The sequence below is a fragment of the Paenibacillus sp. FSL R5-0923 genome, from assembly GCF_038009145.1.
Lineage (GTDB): Bacteria > Bacillota > Bacilli > Paenibacillales > Paenibacillaceae > Paenibacillus_AQ.
Map to the genome: position 1 here is coordinate 4,893,435 of NZ_JBBPAT010000001.1, position 17,817 is coordinate 4,911,251.

The window sequence follows — 17,817 nt, forward strand, 5'->3', positions numbered from 1 at the left end:
CTTGCATCTATCCATAAAAAAACACCTGATTTTAACGATCAAAATCAGATGTTAACCTTCAGGAATAATTGATTTCAAGGGAGCTATTTCGAGCTTCCGCTTTTTTTCACGTTATTGCCCTTGCTTCCACTTGCATCTTTAGCGCCTGGACCCGTGGTTGGAGCACCTTTAGCAGGTTTAACTGGTTTTGCTGTTTTGTTCCAGCGTGTCCAGCCCTTACTCCCCGTACCTCTGCCCGTGCCGCCACCTTTACTTTTTGCACCCATCTTATCACTCCGTCAGTCATTCAGAATTCGTATAGTTTATACACTTCATCTATTTTACCACACTCTCAAACTTTCTGTTTAAGTAATAGCTCAGCTTCGTCTAACGATACTCTGATTAGTATTTAGCATCTTTATTCATTTCATGAATATCAAAGGTATCTTCATGTATTTCAATGGCGATGACAGTACCCTCTTTTTCGAAAAATTGCACATGCCCTAACCGCTTGTCCTCCAGCTCCACCCAGCCAGCATCCTCTAATTTATTAAAGTAGTGGTCAGGTCGATAGAGACCTTGTTCTCCCCCTATATTATCCAATTCGTATTTTACGCCTATTTTTATATTGGGGTTACTTGAAGTTGTTGTCACTTCGATTTCCTTTGCTTTCTTAGGAATAGGAATTTCAGCATTTATAGAAGATATTCCGTACTCTTGCTCCTCTTGAGTTGATGATGTACATCCGCTTGTGAATAGTATTAAAGGTAACCATAAAAAAGCTAATAAATATTTATACAGGTATATCAGCTCCTTCCCTAACTTATTTTACCAAATCAACCCATTAAAAAACACCCCATCAAAGACTAAGCTTTGATGAGGTGTCTATTTCGAATCAGCTTTACAGCTTATCCATTTTATTTAGGCTGAATATAACCTTCTGCTTTCAGAAGCTCAGCGATCAATACAGCACCGCCAGCTGCTCCGCGCAGGGTGTTATGGGAGAGACCTACGAATTTGTAATCATAGATGGCATCTTCGCGAAGTCTGCCCGTCGATACGCCCATACCATTCTCAATATCACGATCCAATTTGGTCTGTGGACGGTTCTCCTCTTCGAAATAAGTAATGAACTGTTTAGGGGCGCTAGGCAGTTCAAGCTCTTGAGGACGTCCTTTGAAGCTATTCCAGAGTTTCAGAATCTCTTCTTTGGATGGCTTTTTCTCAAAAGAAACAAATACAGCAGCCATATGTCCATCCGCTACAGGCACACGGATACACTGCGAAGTAATCGTCGGCGCTTCACTTTTTACGATACCTTCTTCTTGCACGCTTCCCCAGATGCGCAACGGCTCTTGCTCGCTCTTCTCTTCTTCGCCACCAATGTACGGAATCACGTTGTCCAGCATTTCAGGCCAGTCAGCAAAAGTCTTGCCCGCACCCGAAATCGCTTGGTAAGTGGTGACTACCACTTTAGATGGGTTGAATTCTTTGAGCGCATGAAGTGCAGGTACATAACTTTGAATGGAGCAGTTAGGTTTAACCGCAATGAAACCAGTCTCAGTTCCCAGACGTTTTCTTTGCTGCGCAATAACCTCAAGATGCTCTGGGTTAATCTCAGGAATAACCATAGGCACGTCCGGTGTCCAACGATGCGCTGAGTTATTGGAGATAACTGGAGTACCCGTACGAGCATAAGCTTCTTCGAGCGCTTTAATCTCTTCTTTTTTCATGTCTACTGCGCAAAAGATCAGGTCTACGTCCGCAGCTACTTCTTCTACCTTAGAAGCATCTTGAACCATAATATTCTTCACGTTCTCAGGCATTGGAGTGGATAGCTTCCATCTGCCCTTGGCCGATTCTTCATACGTTTTCCCAGCAGATTTCGCACTGGCAGCAATCGCAGTTACTTCAAACCAAGGATGATTCTCTAGAAGGGCAATAAAACGTTGTCCTACCATACCTGTGCCGCCAACTATGCCGGCTCTTAGCTTTCTTGACATCAGAAAATACACTTCCTTTTGATTAACTGTCCTATTGTGAATAATAGGCCGATAATTAATGATATACGGGTCGAGAACATTTGGCGAGTGTTAACATCAAAATAACATTAAAAAATTTAATATTTTCATTTAAACCAGCCTTTTTCCTTAAATCGAGTGATCGCTTCAATCCGATTTCCCACATCCAGCTTATCGAGGATAACAGAAATGTAGTTCCGTACCGTACCAGTGGTAATGTACAGCTCGCTGGCAATTTCTTTCGTATTTTTGCCATCGGCGATCAGGCCGAGTACTTCCTTCTCCCGCTGAGTCAATGGATTCACTTCACCGCTGTAGGCTTCATCCATCAGCTCCGGTGCATACATGCGTCTGCCTGCCATAACATTCCGGATAGAGAGTGCCAGCTCTTCACTAGGACTGTCCTTCAGTAAATAAGCATGAACACCCGCTTTGAGCGCACGTTCGAAATATCCCGCCCGGGCAAAGGTCGTTAATATCATCGTTTTGCAGCCGCTAGTCTTCAGGGCTTCTGCAGCGTCGAGACCACTCATTGCCGGCATCTCAATATCCATAATACAGATATCCGGTTTAAGCTGCTGAACCATTGCAACAGCTTCTTCCCCGTTACTTGCTCGGCCTACGACCTTCATATCCTCTTCTAAATCGAGCAAAGAAGCCAGCGCCCCGAGGAGCATTCGTTGATCCTCAGCGATTACAATTTTAATCATTATAGGATGACCTCCTGTTCCTGATGTTTGAATGCATTGGGTACTTTAATCACAATTGTAGTCCCGCTATCTCTCACGATATCCATACAGCCATTCACAAATTCAAGACGCTCTCTCATGCCTTGCAGCCCATGACCTTTAAAATAAAGATCGTTCCCGGGTATCCCAGTCCCGTCATCTTTCACTTTAATGACTAGATCCGTGCGTGAGGGGTTAATCTGAATAGAGCAAGACTTTGCCCCGCTGTGCTTCACAACATTAGTGACAGCTTCCTTTATACACATGCTTAGCACATTTTCAGTTATCAATGAGGTATTGGTTAGCTTCGGATTCCCCTCCAGCTTAAAATCAATCTCAGCAGCTGCAAGAAACTGCTGAATATGAATCAGTTCATCTTCAAGCCGAATGCCACGCATTCGCGTAACCATTTCCCGGACCTCTTTTAGCGCACTTCTCGCTGTCTGCCGTACATCATTAATCTCAGCTTTGGCTTGCGTAGGATTAGAATCAATTAGCTTTCCCACCAAGTCACTCTTAAGACCAATTAATGAAAGCTTCTGACCTAATGTATCATGAAGATCTCGCGAAATCCGTTGACGTTCTTCAATCTTAACGAGTTCGGAGATTCGCTTATTCGCATCCTCCAATTGATCTTGTAACTTGCCCTGATTATTTCGGTTATACGTACTGATTGGAAGTAGAATCACTGCAATCATACTTACTAGCACGAACGGTAGTTGACTAATAAACACTGAATTACGCGAGAGCAGCTCATAATTGATTGTAATGATCGTAGTTAACAGATGAATAGAGTACAGTGTGAAGAACCCTACTCGATTCTGTATATTCCCAATAAAAAAGGCTAGAAAAAGTGCGAAATACATATATCCGAACAAAAGCGTCATTGTTATAGAAACTATAATTTGGACACTCGTCCAGAAATAAACCAGCCACCCCTTAGAAACAAAGGAAAGCACATAACAAACAAAAAATACAGCAATCATCAAGATTCCCCAAACTACTTGGTAGGTAGAGGAGGAGCGAAATATAAAATAAAACGGTAGAATGTAAAAAACGACCCACACATAAGGGCTGAGACCTGTGCTTTTATGAAAAATATGATGCCACTTTTGCATGACCGCTCTCCTTTTTACCATACATTACTCTCCTTATTCTAGCACAAATTCAGTGAAAATCTGTTGAACCACTACGATAAATAGAAAAAGATTAGAGCCACGAATGATTTCTCCGGCTCTAACCTTTCTTTATACTCCTATTTTGTTCGAACCTATAGTTATTATTCTCCTTGGAGTCTAGTCTTATGAACTTGCAGGACTTCTCCCGCTACCTTAGGTTTGCTTAGTCTCGACTTTACCTCTTTAAAGCTGATGAAGCACTTATTCTCCTCATCCCAAAGACGGAAGTGTAGAGCCTTCAAGCTAGTGCTAAGTGTTATGGTCGTCGCCTTTTGCAATGGTGGAGTTGCATTATGTGCTTTTTCTAAATTATAGTTGGGTACCTTTGGACTTAAATGATGGACATGGTGGAACCCGATGTTCCCTGTGATCCATTGCAATAGCTTAGGTAGCTTGTAATATGAGCTTCCCTCTACTGCAGCCATAACATAACTCCACTCCGATTCATTCTCGAAGTAGGAATCCTCGAACTGATGCTGAACATAGAACAACCATATTCCGAGAAAACCGGATACAAAGGCTATTGGCAATTGCACCATGATAAAGGCTTGCCAGCCGATCGCCCAAATAAGCAAACCATAGAGAGCTGCGATAGATACATTTGTTAAATAGGTATTCATCCGCTCTTTACGTCTAGCGCCTTTAGCATTAAACCGATATTGAATCATAAAAACAGCAATAGGTCCTAAACCGAACATCACGAGTGGGTTACGGTAAATCCGGTAATACAGACGTTTCCAGGATGAAGCTGCTTCATATTCATCGACAGTCATAATCCATATGTCACCAATCCCTCTTTTATCGAGGTTACTGGAGCTGGCGTGATGAATGGAATGACTATGCTTCCACTGCCGATAAGGAACAAGTGTAAGTACACCTGTAATCGTTCCGATAATGTCATTCGCTCTACGATTCTTAAAGAACGAACCATGTGTACAGTCATGGAAAATAATAAAAGTCCGGATTACAAATCCTGCTGCAGGAATGGCCAACAAAAGGGTGAGCCAGTAGGAAACGGATAAAGAGAAATAAGCTCCGCCCCATAACAGCACAAGTGGCCCTAAAGTATTAATGAGCTGTCTTATGCTCGCGTTGCGGTCGTTTTTTTCGTAAGGGGCTACACTTTTTTTAAGACTGGAGAGCTGTGATGTCTGTTTTGTAGTCATCTTTATCGTTTCCTCCTTGATGTGTCTGGCTAAGGATCTTTTTTTATCTATCCTAAGTATAGGAGATAAAGTGTCATCCTATAAGTCATAAACATCAAGTAAAGGGTATGATAAATGTCATACTTATGCCCTATTTTCCCCCTTTTGCTATGCAATCCGTGTATTTCTTTGTTAATTAGCTTGCTTCGCATGCTCTTCACGATATTCCGTAGGCGTCTGACCGCTAGCTTTTTTAAAGACTTGAGTAAAATATCGTGGATCCTGATAACCAACTAGTGGAGCGATCTGATATACCTTCACATTACTACTTTGCAATATATCCTTCGCCTTCTCCATTCGACAGTGAGTCACATACTCCAAGAAGGTATAGCCTGTTATTTGTTTAAATAGAGTACAAAAATGACTGATACTAAGATCGGCAAGCTCCGATACTTCTTCAATACTTAAGTCTTTATAGTAATTACTCTCGATATAACGTTTTGTCTTCTCGATTGAACTACGTGTATCTTCCCGATTCACAGGTTTACTACCTTGATCCAATCGCTCCCCAAATTCTTCCTTCAACGCAGACATCATTTCACTCAAGGTAACCAAATGGTGCAGCTTACTTAGTAATCCATGTAGAGACCAATCCGAATTTAGATTCAAATGTTCAAAATGTCTGTATAACACAACAACCATTTCCACGAGAAGACGTTCTGCTATCTCTTTAGGAATAGCTTGAGCTTCAATATATAATGCCAACTCATCAAACAATGATGACATTTGGTTTCTATTCAAGGTACGAATACTCTCTATCAACGAGGTCTCCAGCTCTTTTGGATATTTCACTTCTGTATTGCCTGCGAAGGTTGTTTCCTCATCTATATACACCCCGGCAAGACCATAATAGAAACGTTGATACAAAGCCTTCGCAGCCAATGGATACACCGTACTTAATTGATCAATCCCTTGTGTACAGCGGCTGATTCCTACAGAGCAGCTTAGCTTGGAGTATCTTTTGATCCCTGTAATTAAATGTTCACCTAGTTCTCTTCTGCTAGCGCTTAAAGATCCAGGAAAGAGCAATATCCACTCCCCGTTATGAAAAGGAAAGACTGTAAGTACTCCATGTTCCAGCGACCACTCTTCAACAATATTACGGATCGCAAACAGCCACAGCCGCTTTTCTTCCACACTCCACTGCCCAGTAAGCACAGAATAATCATCCAATTGGACAACAGCCATGAAATATCCACTCTCAAGTTCACTGTTCTCCAGCCATTTCAGGTGTTCAAGCGGCCTTGCATTTCCCAAAGTAATTTCAGCAAACATCCGTTCACGAGCTAGCATCGACAGCATCTGAACGGAATGCATCATCTGATCGTTCTCTTTTTGCTCATCTAGCCTCGTTTTCGCTCGGTATAGCATTTCAACCAGTTCGTCATGGTCGATGGGTTTCAGCAAATAATCAAAGGCTCCTTGACGCAAAGCTTCTCTCGCATATTCGAACTCCCCATAACCACTTATAAAGATAAATACCAGCTTAGAATTCTTTGGTAATACTTCCTTCATCAAATTGATTCCGTCAATCACAGGCATACGGATATCGCTGATTATAATATGCGGGGTAGTTTCTTCTATTAAGCGGAGGGCTAGTTCTCCATTTCGAGCCTCTCCCACAATTTCCATCTGGAGATCATCCCATGGAATAGCTACTTTTAGACTACGAAGAATAATCGGCTCATCATCTACGAGCAGTACTTTATATTTCTCTTCTATCTCATCCATTCCAGCACCTCCATGCTTATTGAACACTTGAGTTTTGGATCAGATTCCAGTATTCCATCGATGATGCCTGCACTAGCTTTAAAGCGTGATCTGCAGACATTTCTTCGTTAATCATTTTTTCGATGACACTTAGGAACATTTTCTTAACTTCAGGTGATAATACGTTATCGTAAGGCACAAAGCTCTTGCGGTTCACTTCCATCATTTCCATCACTTGCGCGAATACCGGACCGGTCTTCTCCGGATCAAAAGCAATACGAATGGATGGAATTCTCAGTCCTTCATATACAATTCGGGTCTGAACTTCCTGCGTGTAAAAAGCCTTCATAAGATCCAAAGCGGCTTCCCGTTTAGCTCCATTTAGTTCGGAGGAAAGACCGATGCCGATGGTATATCCCCCCGCAATCGAAGGCTCCTCTCCTTGCTTCAAGGCAGGAAATGGAATAACGCCTACCTCATTCTGAAAATCTGCTGGAGCCGCACTACCAGAAAATAAATTGATATCCCAGTTCCCGTTTAAATACATCGCAGCCTTGCCGCTTGTAAACAAACCGACTGCATTTTCAGTTGAGAGATCATTAGACTGGGGACTAAAGGCACCTTCTTTTATCCATTGATCCAAATGCTCAAAAGCCTTTAAATAGGACTCATTCTGAAAGCTCGCTTGATCTTCACCTGTGATTAGCTTTTGGAACACTTCGGAGCCAGCATAACGATCCATTAAATAATGTGCAAAGATCCCGGCAGGCCAGCGATCCTCGTTCCCGAGTGCAAACGGAATGTATCCTCCAGCCTTGAGCCTCAGTATGACATCATCGAGTTCTTGAAGCGTTGTAGGCGCCACTAGACCAAGCTTGTTGAAAATAGTCTTATTGAAATACAGTGGTTCAGCGTTTCCTTCGATGGGCAATCCATAAATATGGTTGTCAAAGGTCCATAGATGCAGATCCTTGAATTGATTGGTTAGACCGTTCTCTCGAACAAAATCAGTCAGATCAACCAGCCGATTGGAGCGCACGTACGGCTCTATTTCAGCTCCACCAAATAAAACAAACATATCTGGTGGCGTGCCAGTAACCATCTCGCTTTTCAGCTTTTGTTCACGGTGTATCGTCTGGTCTAGTCCTTCAAAATTGACTTTCACATTCGGATGCGCAATTTGGTATTTATCCACGATCTCTTCAAAGATAGCCAGCAGTGGCCGATCATGCTCTTTGATCCAGAAGTGACGGAAAGTCAGCGTTATTTTTTCTGGTGAATTATCTTCAATCGGTTCGTGATCTCCTAACGTAATAAATAGAACAGCGCCAGATATAAGCACTAGATATATCCACATCCAGCCCCACTTTAATAACCACTTCATGTCAATCTCCCCCTGTTTCCTCTGTATGATCGATTATGGCAGTATTTTTGGTATTCGGATTCGAATCGTTGAACCAAATCCAGGGGATGAACACACAAGTAAGCCATATGGACTGCCGAATCTGATATTCAGGCGCTCATGAACATTCTTAAGCCCTACACCACTGTCACTATATTTCTTCTGGCCGCCTCCCACGTTATCCCATAGATTCATCATCTTGGCTAAGTCGAAGCCCGGACCGTTATCTTTTACGATAATGATCATATCCGTACCCATTTCATAGGCTGTGATTTCTATGATTCCAGGGTCCTCCATCGGCTCAATCGCATGGTACAATGCATTCTCTACAATGGGCTGAACAATCAGCTTTTGAGTCATAAACGTTCTAAGACCCTCAGGAAGATTTATAATATACGAAAATTCATCCTCGAAACGGAACTTCTGAATATCCAGATAATGGCGAACATGTTCAAACTCCATTTGCAAAGGTATCAGCTCTTGATTCTGACTAATACTGATTCGCAGCAGCTTGCCGAGTGAAATGACCATTTTACTAATATCTTTATTACCTTGCAGCACGGCCATCGAATTAATCGATTCCAGTGAATTATAAATAAAATGAGGATTAATCTGCGCCATTAATGCCTTCATTTCCGCTTCCTTTTTGCGACCCTGCTCCGTCTGCACTTGCACAATCAACTCGTTGATCTGTGTGCTCATCCGGTTAAAGCCATCAATCAGAAAATCACTTTCATCATCCGCACGATAACGTGTAGTGATAGGTGTAAATATCCCCTGCTTCACCCGCTTCATCCCGTTGACCGCGCTGTTAATGCTATAAACGAGCCTTCTAACAAAATATCGGTCAAACAAAATGGCGGATAACAATGAAACCGTACTCAAAATAATCGCAATATTACGAATAGATATAGATTCCGAAGAGATTAGATTCATCGGTGTAATCGCTGCCAAATACCAGTCTTTATTATGTGAAGGAAGGAAGGTTATGAGTGATTTTTCCCCCTGATAGTTGTCGATGTAATAGTTTTGTTCCTTGGCATAATCATTTTCTAAAAAAGGGAACTCCGTGCGCTGCCCAATATGTTCACCGGATTTGTTAAAAACGATATTCCCCAGCTTGTTCACCAGCAGAATATCACCCTTCTTAAGCGTTGCTGCCTCCCAGAAAATCTGATCCAGTAAATCAGGTTTAACATTAACGACCAAATAGCCTATATCTTCAAGAGAATAATAATCTTTGATTACTCTGGCTTGCACAAGTACCGGATGGCCCGATAACGCCGAACCATTCTCACCAGGTCCTGACCATACGGGGCGCCCTTCAGCACTTTCCATAGTATGAAACCAGCTTTGCTTCTTCATCTCCTCAAAGGACATCGGCGCATTGTATTGATAAAGCAACCGATCTTTACTATATAAACTAAATGAAGTAATCATCGGATGATTAATGAGTAAATTGTTGAGTTCCTGCTTGCGATCATAGGTGAGCACAAAGTTAGACTGCTTGAGCGATTGTTGAATAACCGGTTGTGTGATCGCAGAATTTGAGATCGAGGAGATTTCACTAAGTGCGAATTTGAGCTTTCGATCCGTTTCGAGTAGTGAAACCCAGTAGAAGTTACTTGATTTTTTCTCCATAGCGTTAGAGAAGTTAACGTAAGTAACAATCCCCATCAGAATCACTGGAATAAAGACGAGAAGAATAATAGCGAACAAGATTTTACGGCGGAGCTTCATGGTATTCCCCTTCCCCCTGCTGTCTCTGTCCTCTAGTATTCTTCACGAAACCGCCCATTCCCTTGTAAATGTTAAAAGTAAAATCAGCTCTTAATAGCTCCTGAGGTTAGTCCTGCAATTACCCAACGACTAAATAACAGGAAGACGATCAGCAGTGGCAAGGTCGCCGTAAACGTAGCTGACATGATCATTCCATAATCCAGACCGTCGCGATTGGAGAATAACTGCTGGAGCGCGATTTGTATTGTAAAATGTTCTTGGTTCTTTAACACGACCAAAGGCCAGAAGAAGTCATTCCATACGGTCATAAAATTCAATATGCCTAGTGTTGCCATAGCTGGAGTGATAACTGGAATGGCGATGTTCCAAAAGATCCGGAAATGTCCGCCGCCATCAATCCGTCCTGCTTCGATCAGTTCCGTATGTACAGCTGTAGAGATATACTGCCGCATCCAAAAGATCCCAAAGGCATTAACCATAGCCGGAACAATCAGCGCCTTGAAAGAGTCGATCCAGTGGAGCTTGGCCATAATTACATAAGTAGGTAACACACCAAGCTGCTGGGGTACAAATAGAGTGGCAATTACAAAGTAAAACAGAATATTTTTAAACGGGAATTCATATTTAGCAAAAGCATAACCAGCAAGTGTACAGAAAAATACGACCGATATGGTTACCATAGACGAGACGAATAATGAGTTTCCAAGAGCTTGGAAAAAATCCGTTTTATCCAGAACCCGCTGGAAATTATCAAAAAACTGGTTCCCAACCGTAAGCAAAGGGGGTACATGGAATACTGCGCCCCTATCATTTGTGCCAACTACAAACATCCAGTAAAAAGGAAAGATGGACACGAGTGCACCAAGAATCAGAATGAGATAAAATCCTATTTTGCCGAAAATCCCAAGATCATCCGGATCTTTTTTTAATAGACGCACAGTACTCACGCTTTACCCCCTCCTGTATCTCCACCCATGCGGCTTGAAACCAGCATATTAAGGACAGAAAATATAATCGTGACCACAAACAGCAGGACTGCCGTAGCCGCCGCCGTACCGAAGAATCCATTGCGGAATGCCTCGCTGTACAAATAGGTAACCATAGTGATGCCTTCCTGACGTGTAGATCCCGTTCCTGATTGTCCTAAGAATACATAAGGCTCAGTGAATAGCTGCAGGGCGCCTATAGTCGAGAGCAAAGTGACAAATACGATGAACGGTTTCAGTAATGGCAATGTAATGAAGGTTAATTGTTGCCTTCTGTTCGCTCCATCAATACGGGCTGCTTCATACAAATCCGTCGGTATACTTTGAAGTCCTGATAGAAAAATAATGGCATTATACCCTGTCCAGCGCCACATCACCATGGTTGAGATCGCGATTTTGACCCCCCACCAGCCAGAGTTGAAGGCCACACTATCAAGCCCTAAACCACTGAGCATCCAGTTGAGCATCCCGTTGTTCCCAAACAGCGTACTAAACACTAGGGTAACCGCAACGATAGATGTAATATTGGGCATGAAAAAGAGAACACGGAACGTTTTCTTGAAACGAGTCATCCCCGAATTCAACAATACGGCAATCAAAAGCGCCAATAGGATCTGTGGAACAGTTCCGAGCAGTCCCATAATTAAGGTGTTGCTAAAAGAAATCCAAAAGGTAGGGTCGCTTGTGACCAATTCATAATTTTTCATTCCTACGAATTTCATAGGATTCAAGGCATCCCATTTAAAGAATGAGAGGTAGATCGTAAAGAAGATCGGATATAGTCCAAATATCGAGAACAGAATAAAAAAAGGAGAAATGAAAGTATAAGCGGTGATGCGGCTCCTTCTTTGTTCAGTTAAAAACGGGCGCTTGCTCTCGGCATGCGGACTCGAAATAACAGGCTCAGCCATGTCACACCTCCAGGTAATCTAACGTATTAAGCAAAAACATCTTCGGCGTCTCTATAAGGACGCTAAGCGTTTATGCCAGATAAATCCGAATTCATAGAGAATACCGTTCTCCATGAATCCGGACCTTCTAGAAATAGAGTGCTTTTATTAGAAATCTTAACTGCGTTCAGCCAGTGTTTTCGCTTGTTTTACAGCTTCATCCCACTCTTTAGCCGGATCAGCCTTTTTCTCCAGCACATTTTTCAGTGCATTTTTGAAGAAGGTATCGGTTTGGTCATGAAGAGGACCGTAGTATACAGGTTTTACACGATTAGCAGCTTTACCAAATTCAACAGCCGTTTGTTGTCCACCGAAGAATTCATCCTTGAAATCTACGAATGCCGGATCTTCGTACAGGGCAGGTATAGAAGGCATCAATCCTTTAGTTTTGAATGATTCCAGTTGATTATCCTTGTTATCCATCCATGCGATAAAGTCATAAGCTTCTTTAGAATGCTTACCTTCTTTAGGGAGTGTCAAGAACGAACCACCCCAGTTACCAGCACCTTCTGGAAGCTGCGCGATTTTCCATTTGCCAGTGGAGTCTGGAGCATTACTCTTAACATTCCCTGCCATCCAAGCAGGTCCCATAACCACTGCAAATGATCCGTCGTTCATCCCTTGTCCCCATTCAGGAGACCAGAGCATCACATTGCTGATCCAGCCTTCTTGGATACCTTTAACTGTGAAATCATAAGCTTTGCGAACTTGCGGATTAGTGTCTCCGATAAAGCTGCCATCCGCTTTGCTGAAATAGATTTCATCCGCAGATTGGTCACGTAATGCGTTAAATGTAAGATCAGTAAGGTCTACAAACGGTTTGCCTGTCTTTTCCTTGAAAGCTTTGGCTACAGCTGCGAACTTGTCCCAAGTATCAATCGCTGCGCCGAATCCCTCGGAGTCACTTGGCAATCCCGCTTCTTCAGCCAAATCTGTTCTGTAATACACAACCGTTGGACCGATATCTGTAGGAAGACCCAGCTGGAAGCTTCCATCTACGGAAGAGGCTTGTTTCCATTTCCAATCCAGATAGTTCGCTTGAATATCTTTGGCTCCGAGATCATTCAGGTTATAGAATTTATCCTGTGCATTGATAAAACGCTCCATGAAACCGATTTCAAGTTGGAAAATATCTGGTGCGCCCGACCCCGCCGATAAAGCAGTGGTCAAATTATTATGGTGAGCCGTTTGGTCACCGGTATTTTGAACCTTGATCGTAACGTTTGGATGTTCCTTCGTGTACTCTTTCGCTAGATCCTCGTAGTTCACGTTACCGAGTGTCCAGAAAGAAAGTTCGATTTTCTCAGCAGGCTCAGTGCCCTCGTCTTTTGCAGGCTCACTTGTGCTTGCTGCGTTGTTACCTTTATTTTTACTTGATGCATTATTCTCGGCGTTGTTGCCTCCGCATGCTGCCAGTGAACCTACAAGCATGATAGCGACTAACGAAAGCGCCAAGTGTTTTACTTTATTCATTCCCCTGTACCCCTTTCAAAGGTTTCTCTTACAAGATTTAGTGTACAGGGTTTATATTCTTTTTTTGAGGAGGCAAACTTCCGATTTATGGTGGAAATAATTACGAACTCAAGATCAGCTTAAATCAATATTTCATACAGACCTATGCCTACTAATAACAATCCACCGATAAGATCAGAATGTTTACCTAGCCAAGTTTTGGACATTCGATTCCCGATTTTCATTCCGGCAGCAACAGTGATAAACGAAAAGACACCCACTGAGATCGCTGTGAATGTTGCGTTCACGCCGCTGATCCCTGCTCCAAAGCCTGTAGCAATGCAGTTTATAGCCAACGCCACACCAAGCCAAATCGATTCTTGCCATTTTAAAACATGACGATAGCCAGTATCGACAGAACAGCAATAATCAGATTAGAAAATGGTGTAATTCTTGTGGACCTAGCGCCAAAGGAAACGCCTATTCCTAAGTTATCCAAATTTGAAGCCAACCCAATAATGATGATGGAAAGCCAATGCATATCTAGACCCCCTTAATACATTCATAACTATGTTATGTCTGAGATGGGCGTATAGAATTTTGTCCAAATGTGCTGCTCATAGAATGTTCGTCAGCTTCATTTATATTGGATTTCTCATGCTTCCACAGTTATACTATTTTTATTTCTAACTTCATTAAATGATCAAAAGGAGTTAAATACTTATGCCAATTAACCGCCCGCTGCTAACAGACAGCGATTTCCAAGAAGCCGTTGACCGCAAACTACCTGTTCGTGTATTTCAGGACGATCATTTGGTGAATTCAGGGGCCACTGTTGTCCGCTTCACCGATTCTGATGTAGTTATTCAGTCGAGGGTTAGCGATCTGACTTATTACGCTCGTAAGAGTTGCCAATTTTATGAGGTTAGACCCTAAAAAAAGCCGGAACACACTGACCCTTGGGATCAATGCGTTCCGGCTTTTTTCAGCAGACATATGTAGTAGCTCTTACTTAATATTTTTGTATGTGCCATACACTTTCATTTTTTCATTCAAGACTTCCTGAAAACTCTGCTTCTTCTTATTAGCTCTCTCTTGTTTAGGATTGACCACGGGCTGAGGTCTAAAAAACTGATGATTGTAAGCCATAAGATTATGTACCATCACATTCATTGAATTCTAACCTCCTTAGGTAATCATTTCCTGAAATACGCGGAGCAACCACTACTACTTAAAAGTTACTTACCCAGCAACATATAGACCGAAACAAGTTTATCACATGTTCATATGAAAACAACCTCCAAGCTGTAAAAACAGCTGGAGGTTGTTTAATTTCTGCTCATTTTCTCAACGCTGTGATGGAAATCTAGCGTTCCCAAAACCTTTATTACTATGATCAACTTGACCTCTCATCAGTTCAAGCAAATATTCGGGATCAGAGTTCATATCTAACATTTTCAACGCATTTTTTGGAGCAAACCCTTCACTTACACTATGAGTGATCATGGCTAACAGTGGATTAAAATAACCTCTTATATTCAGCAGCCCTATAGGCTTCTGATGAATCCCAATCTGCATCCAGCATAGAATTTCAAATAACTCATCAAAGGTTCCGAGACCACCCGGCAGGGCAATAAACGCATCAGCCATACCGCTCATAACGGCCTTTCGTTCATGCATACTAGAGACCTCAATCAGATTCGTTAGCCCAGAATGCCTGATTTCATCTTTAAAAAGATCCACTGGCATGATACCGACGACTTCACCACCATTTGCCAACACTCCGTCTGCCACCTGTCCCATCAGGCCATTTCTTGAACCTCCATAAACCAGCCTACAACCTTGTGCAGCTATATGATAACCCAACTCTCTAGCCATTTCTGTATATTCTGAATTAAGACCTGGATTCGAACCGGCGAACACACATATTGTAAAAGCCATACCTATCACTCCAGACTGGTTATTATGGTTCAATTGAGATAATTCACTTATTGTACATCAGAATATTAAAATAAGTGTTAAATGAAAGTCATCTTTTTGTTTGTATCGTTAATTGGTACAGTTTACTATTCCACTCTGCAGTAACACCTAGTGCCTTAGCCAAAGCTGCCGCTGGAACAAGTGATGCATAACTTACTTTAATGGCTCCCTCTTTAAAGATGATTTTCTTGCCTTCTTTCGAGAGCGTCATATCTCCGTCCCATGAGAGGGTGTAGCCCAGATTTTCCGCCACTTCCCTGATCGGTACTCTTACACTTCCATCCAAGAATATAGCAGACTGTGCGGAGTCGATCTTCTTCCCATCCACGATTACAGTAACAGGCTTCAAGATAGGAGATACAGTAAAAGGACGTGAATCAAGCGCGCTGATTCCAAGTTGACCAAACATATTCGTCCCCCAAGCTACTGCTGTTCCATCCTTCAAAACTGCATATTTACTATTTTCCCCCGTGGCAAAAGAAACCGGATTGCTCAAGCCTTTGATTTGTTTAGGTTTAGTAAAGACCCATTTACTGTCGGTTGATGATTGGGTACTCCAAGTCCACACGGTGCCATCTTTTTTAACAGCTACAAAGCCACCTAAATCCAGCGTAAGTTTGGAGATCGGCTTTATGACTGTGATCTTTTGCAGACCTTGCAATAAAGTGCCAGCTTTCCATACCCAGTATTCTCCTTTTTTATTGGCAACAAGATTGAACCCATTTTTCGTCTGAACAGATACAATATCCGTAAGACCTGGCATCTTCTTCATCATGATTTCGTTATAATTATTGCTGTCAACCGTTGCCCAGACACTTCCAGTCTCAGTTAACGCCAGTATACTCCTCCAGTTCATAGAAACGGACTTCACATGGTATAAATCCTTGACTGGGGTCGGCTTCTTCACCGCTTTTGTATTCTCTATTTGCGGGTTAGCGCTCCAAATCCAAAGAGTACCGTTGGTGCGAATTGCGGCCTGATAGTCACTGTTACCGACCCACATTACCTCACTTAAACCCTGAACCTTGGTAGCAGCAGGCAACACTGTAAAACCTACATCAGTGATTTCTGGAGGATTCCACTGGAGTACGCTTCCATCCTTTCTCAAAGCTAAGGTATTGTGCATGCCTGAAGCTATACTGACTACATCGGTCATCCCAGAGATAACCTGAGGAAGCAGCACCTTGTGCTGTTTAGCGCTTACCCCATTGCCTGCTTCTATAGCATTCTTATCCCGGTAATCTCCCCAAGCTTTAACCGTCCCGTCTTCGTTCAGCGCAACATAATAAATTCCACCGATCTCTAACTGCTTCGTACGATCAAGCGCTGCTATGCTATGGGGAGTAATCGTCCACCCTTCAGGACCTGCAGTTCCATTTGCAAATTGTCCAAAAACATTGCTCCCCCAAGACCATACGGTTCCGTCAGTCCCCAGTGCGAAGGAGCTGCCTCCCCAAAATCCAGAAGTGGCAACAATCTCCTTAATTCCACTCAGCTTCGCGGATGAGGGATCCGCGCTTATCACTTGTGGGACTGACGTAACAGCCATAAAAGTAGAACAAACAGCCAAACTAAACAGCTGTAGCTTCCTTGCTAATAAGTTCATCTTGTTTTTCCCTTCTTATGATATTATTGTAATTATTATTCATCTTACACTAAGACGCTATTAAGCTGCTCAAAGTTGTATAATTTTTAAATCCCGGGATTCAGATTGCTTTGAATTATGTTATAATTACGCTGCCTTGGATCTACTCTTTTCAATCGCAATACCGGAACCAAATGATTATGGAGGGAAGTTATGCTTAAATTTATAGGTGTTTTACTGCTCTTCAGATTAGTGGGCAACCCTTTTCTGGCTATATTCATCCTGCTTCTTATCTTGTATTTCTTGGATCGGCGATATGTGGGCATCTTCCCCAGCATTACAAAGCCCTTCAAAAGAATGCGTCAAATTTCCAAGTTACGTACAACCATTTCTTTAAATCCTAATGATGTTTCATCCAAATTTGATTTAGCGCGGAGTTTGACAGAACGTAAAAAATACAGGGAAGCGAAGGATCTCCTACTGCAAATCGAGGACCGTTATGAACAATCTGCTGAATATTGGGTAGAACTCGGACATGTGAATCTTAAGCTAGGCGCTTTGGAGGAAGGCGAAGCACAAATGCTTCGTGGTCTGGAGATCAACCGTAAGGCTCGATATGGACAGCCATATCTTTGGTTAGCGGAAACTTTCCGCCATACGAATCATGATAAAGCATTGCATTACGTTACTCAGTATCAAGAAATCCAGTCTTCTTCTTCTGAGGCGTATTATCTGGCTGGCTCGATGTATAAAGCGCTTGGCAGATCAGAGGATGCGAAGCGAGCTTTCGAAGAATCCACCGCTGTTTATCGTTCACTGCCTAAATATAAAAAACGGCAGGAGCGCGGTTGGGCGTTGCGCAGCTTTTTCGCCAAGATGAAATAAACTTGACGACTCCTTA

The 17,817-nt window shown here is 42.5% G+C and carries 19 protein-coding genes; 2 read left to right on the forward strand and 17 right to left on the reverse strand.

Annotated features, from left to right (window positions below; all coding sequences use genetic code 11):
* Positions 1-83: 83 nt before the first annotated feature.
* The 14 genes from MKX35_RS21950 to MKX35_RS22015 form a co-directional block, all read right to left on the reverse strand.
* Complete coding sequence (locus MKX35_RS21950) at positions 84-266, reverse strand: DUF3934 family protein (RefSeq protein WP_042187505.1); 183 nt, start codon at positions 264-266, stop codon at positions 84-86.
* Positions 267-381: 115 nt separating this feature from the next.
* Positions 382-633: a hypothetical protein gene (locus tag MKX35_RS21955; protein WP_076282866.1), complete on the reverse strand. Its 252-nt coding sequence runs from the start codon at positions 631-633 to the stop codon at positions 382-384.
* Between the two features lie 263 nt (positions 634-896).
* Positions 897-1,982, reverse strand: coding sequence for an aspartate-semialdehyde dehydrogenase (gene asd / locus MKX35_RS21960; RefSeq protein ID WP_076282867.1), 1,086 nt, complete (start codon positions 1,980-1,982; stop codon positions 897-899).
* Between the two features lie 125 nt (positions 1,983-2,107).
* Positions 2,108-2,710, reverse strand: coding sequence for a response regulator transcription factor (locus tag MKX35_RS21965; protein ID WP_042187498.1), 603 nt, complete (start codon positions 2,708-2,710; stop codon positions 2,108-2,110).
* The gene (locus tag MKX35_RS21970) at positions 2,710-3,846 is read right to left on the reverse strand and encodes a sensor histidine kinase (protein ID WP_076299427.1); all 1,137 of its coding nucleotides are present in this window, start codon (positions 3,844-3,846) and stop codon (positions 2,710-2,712) included. Before MKX35_RS21970 ends, MKX35_RS21965 begins: the two co-directional genes overlap by 1 nt.
* A gap of 161 nt (positions 3,847-4,007) precedes the next feature.
* On the reverse strand, positions 4,008-5,072 hold the full coding sequence (locus MKX35_RS21975; protein ID WP_042187494.1) for a fatty acid desaturase: 1,065 nt from the start codon (positions 5,070-5,072) through the stop codon (positions 4,008-4,010).
* Between the two features lie 171 nt (positions 5,073-5,243).
* The gene (locus MKX35_RS21980; protein WP_076299428.1) at positions 5,244-6,842 is read right to left on the reverse strand and encodes a response regulator; all 1,599 of its coding nucleotides are present in this window, start codon (positions 6,840-6,842) and stop codon (positions 5,244-5,246) included.
* Between the two features lie 16 nt (positions 6,843-6,858).
* Positions 6,859-8,205 carry an ABC transporter substrate-binding protein gene (locus tag MKX35_RS21985; protein ID WP_076299429.1) on the reverse strand — a complete coding sequence of 449 codons (1,347 nt, stop codon included), beginning with the start codon at positions 8,203-8,205 and terminating at the stop codon, positions 6,859-6,861.
* A 33-nt stretch (positions 8,206-8,238) separates the two neighbouring features.
* Positions 8,239-9,963 carry a cache domain-containing sensor histidine kinase gene (locus MKX35_RS21990; protein WP_076299430.1) on the reverse strand — a complete coding sequence of 575 codons (1,725 nt, stop codon included), beginning with the start codon at positions 9,961-9,963 and terminating at the stop codon, positions 8,239-8,241.
* Positions 9,964-10,046: 83 nt separating this feature from the next.
* Positions 10,047-10,910, reverse strand: coding sequence for a carbohydrate ABC transporter permease (locus MKX35_RS21995; RefSeq protein ID WP_076282871.1), 864 nt, complete (start codon positions 10,908-10,910; stop codon positions 10,047-10,049).
* The gene (locus tag MKX35_RS22000) at positions 10,907-11,860 is read right to left on the reverse strand and encodes a carbohydrate ABC transporter permease (RefSeq protein ID WP_076299431.1); all 954 of its coding nucleotides are present in this window, start codon (positions 11,858-11,860) and stop codon (positions 10,907-10,909) included. The genes MKX35_RS21995 and MKX35_RS22000 overlap by 4 nt, the downstream gene beginning before the upstream one ends.
* 156 nt (positions 11,861-12,016) lie before the next feature.
* Positions 12,017-13,372 carry an ABC transporter substrate-binding protein gene (locus MKX35_RS22005; protein WP_076299432.1) on the reverse strand — a complete coding sequence of 452 codons (1,356 nt, stop codon included), beginning with the start codon at positions 13,370-13,372 and terminating at the stop codon, positions 12,017-12,019.
* Positions 13,373-13,491: 119 nt separating this feature from the next.
* The gene (locus tag MKX35_RS22010; RefSeq protein ID WP_256716292.1) at positions 13,492-13,707 is read right to left on the reverse strand and encodes a manganese efflux pump; all 216 of its coding nucleotides are present in this window, start codon (positions 13,705-13,707) and stop codon (positions 13,492-13,494) included.
* A gap of 32 nt (positions 13,708-13,739) precedes the next feature.
* On the reverse strand, positions 13,740-13,892 hold the full coding sequence (locus tag MKX35_RS22015; RefSeq protein WP_256716293.1) for a hypothetical protein: 153 nt from the start codon (positions 13,890-13,892) through the stop codon (positions 13,740-13,742).
* Between the two features lie 182 nt (positions 13,893-14,074).
* On the opposite strand from MKX35_RS22015, the gene MKX35_RS22020 reads away from it, so the two are divergent.
* A complete protein-coding gene (locus MKX35_RS22020; RefSeq protein WP_042187476.1) occupies positions 14,075-14,287 on the forward strand; it encodes a hypothetical protein in 213 nt (70 codons plus the stop codon).
* Positions 14,288-14,359: 72 nt separating this feature from the next.
* On the opposite strand, the gene MKX35_RS22025 is transcribed toward MKX35_RS22020, so the two are convergent.
* From MKX35_RS22025 to MKX35_RS22035, 3 genes are all read right to left on the reverse strand, one after another.
* The gene (locus MKX35_RS22025) at positions 14,360-14,524 is read right to left on the reverse strand and encodes a hypothetical protein (RefSeq protein ID WP_179085705.1); all 165 of its coding nucleotides are present in this window, start codon (positions 14,522-14,524) and stop codon (positions 14,360-14,362) included.
* Positions 14,525-14,698: 174 nt separating this feature from the next.
* Positions 14,699-15,292, reverse strand: a complete 594-nt coding sequence (locus tag MKX35_RS22030; RefSeq protein WP_076282875.1) for an LOG family protein — start codon at positions 15,290-15,292, stop codon at positions 14,699-14,701.
* A gap of 88 nt (positions 15,293-15,380) precedes the next feature.
* Positions 15,381-16,937 (reverse strand): stalk domain-containing protein, encoded by a 1,557-nt coding sequence (locus MKX35_RS22035; RefSeq protein WP_076282876.1) that lies wholly within the window; start codon positions 16,935-16,937, stop codon positions 15,381-15,383.
* A gap of 192 nt (positions 16,938-17,129) precedes the next feature.
* On the opposite strand from MKX35_RS22035, the gene MKX35_RS22040 reads away from it, so the two are divergent.
* The gene (locus tag MKX35_RS22040) at positions 17,130-17,801 is read left to right on the forward strand and encodes a tetratricopeptide repeat protein (RefSeq protein WP_042187471.1); all 672 of its coding nucleotides are present in this window, start codon (positions 17,130-17,132) and stop codon (positions 17,799-17,801) included.
* Positions 17,802-17,817: the final 16 nt, after the last annotated feature.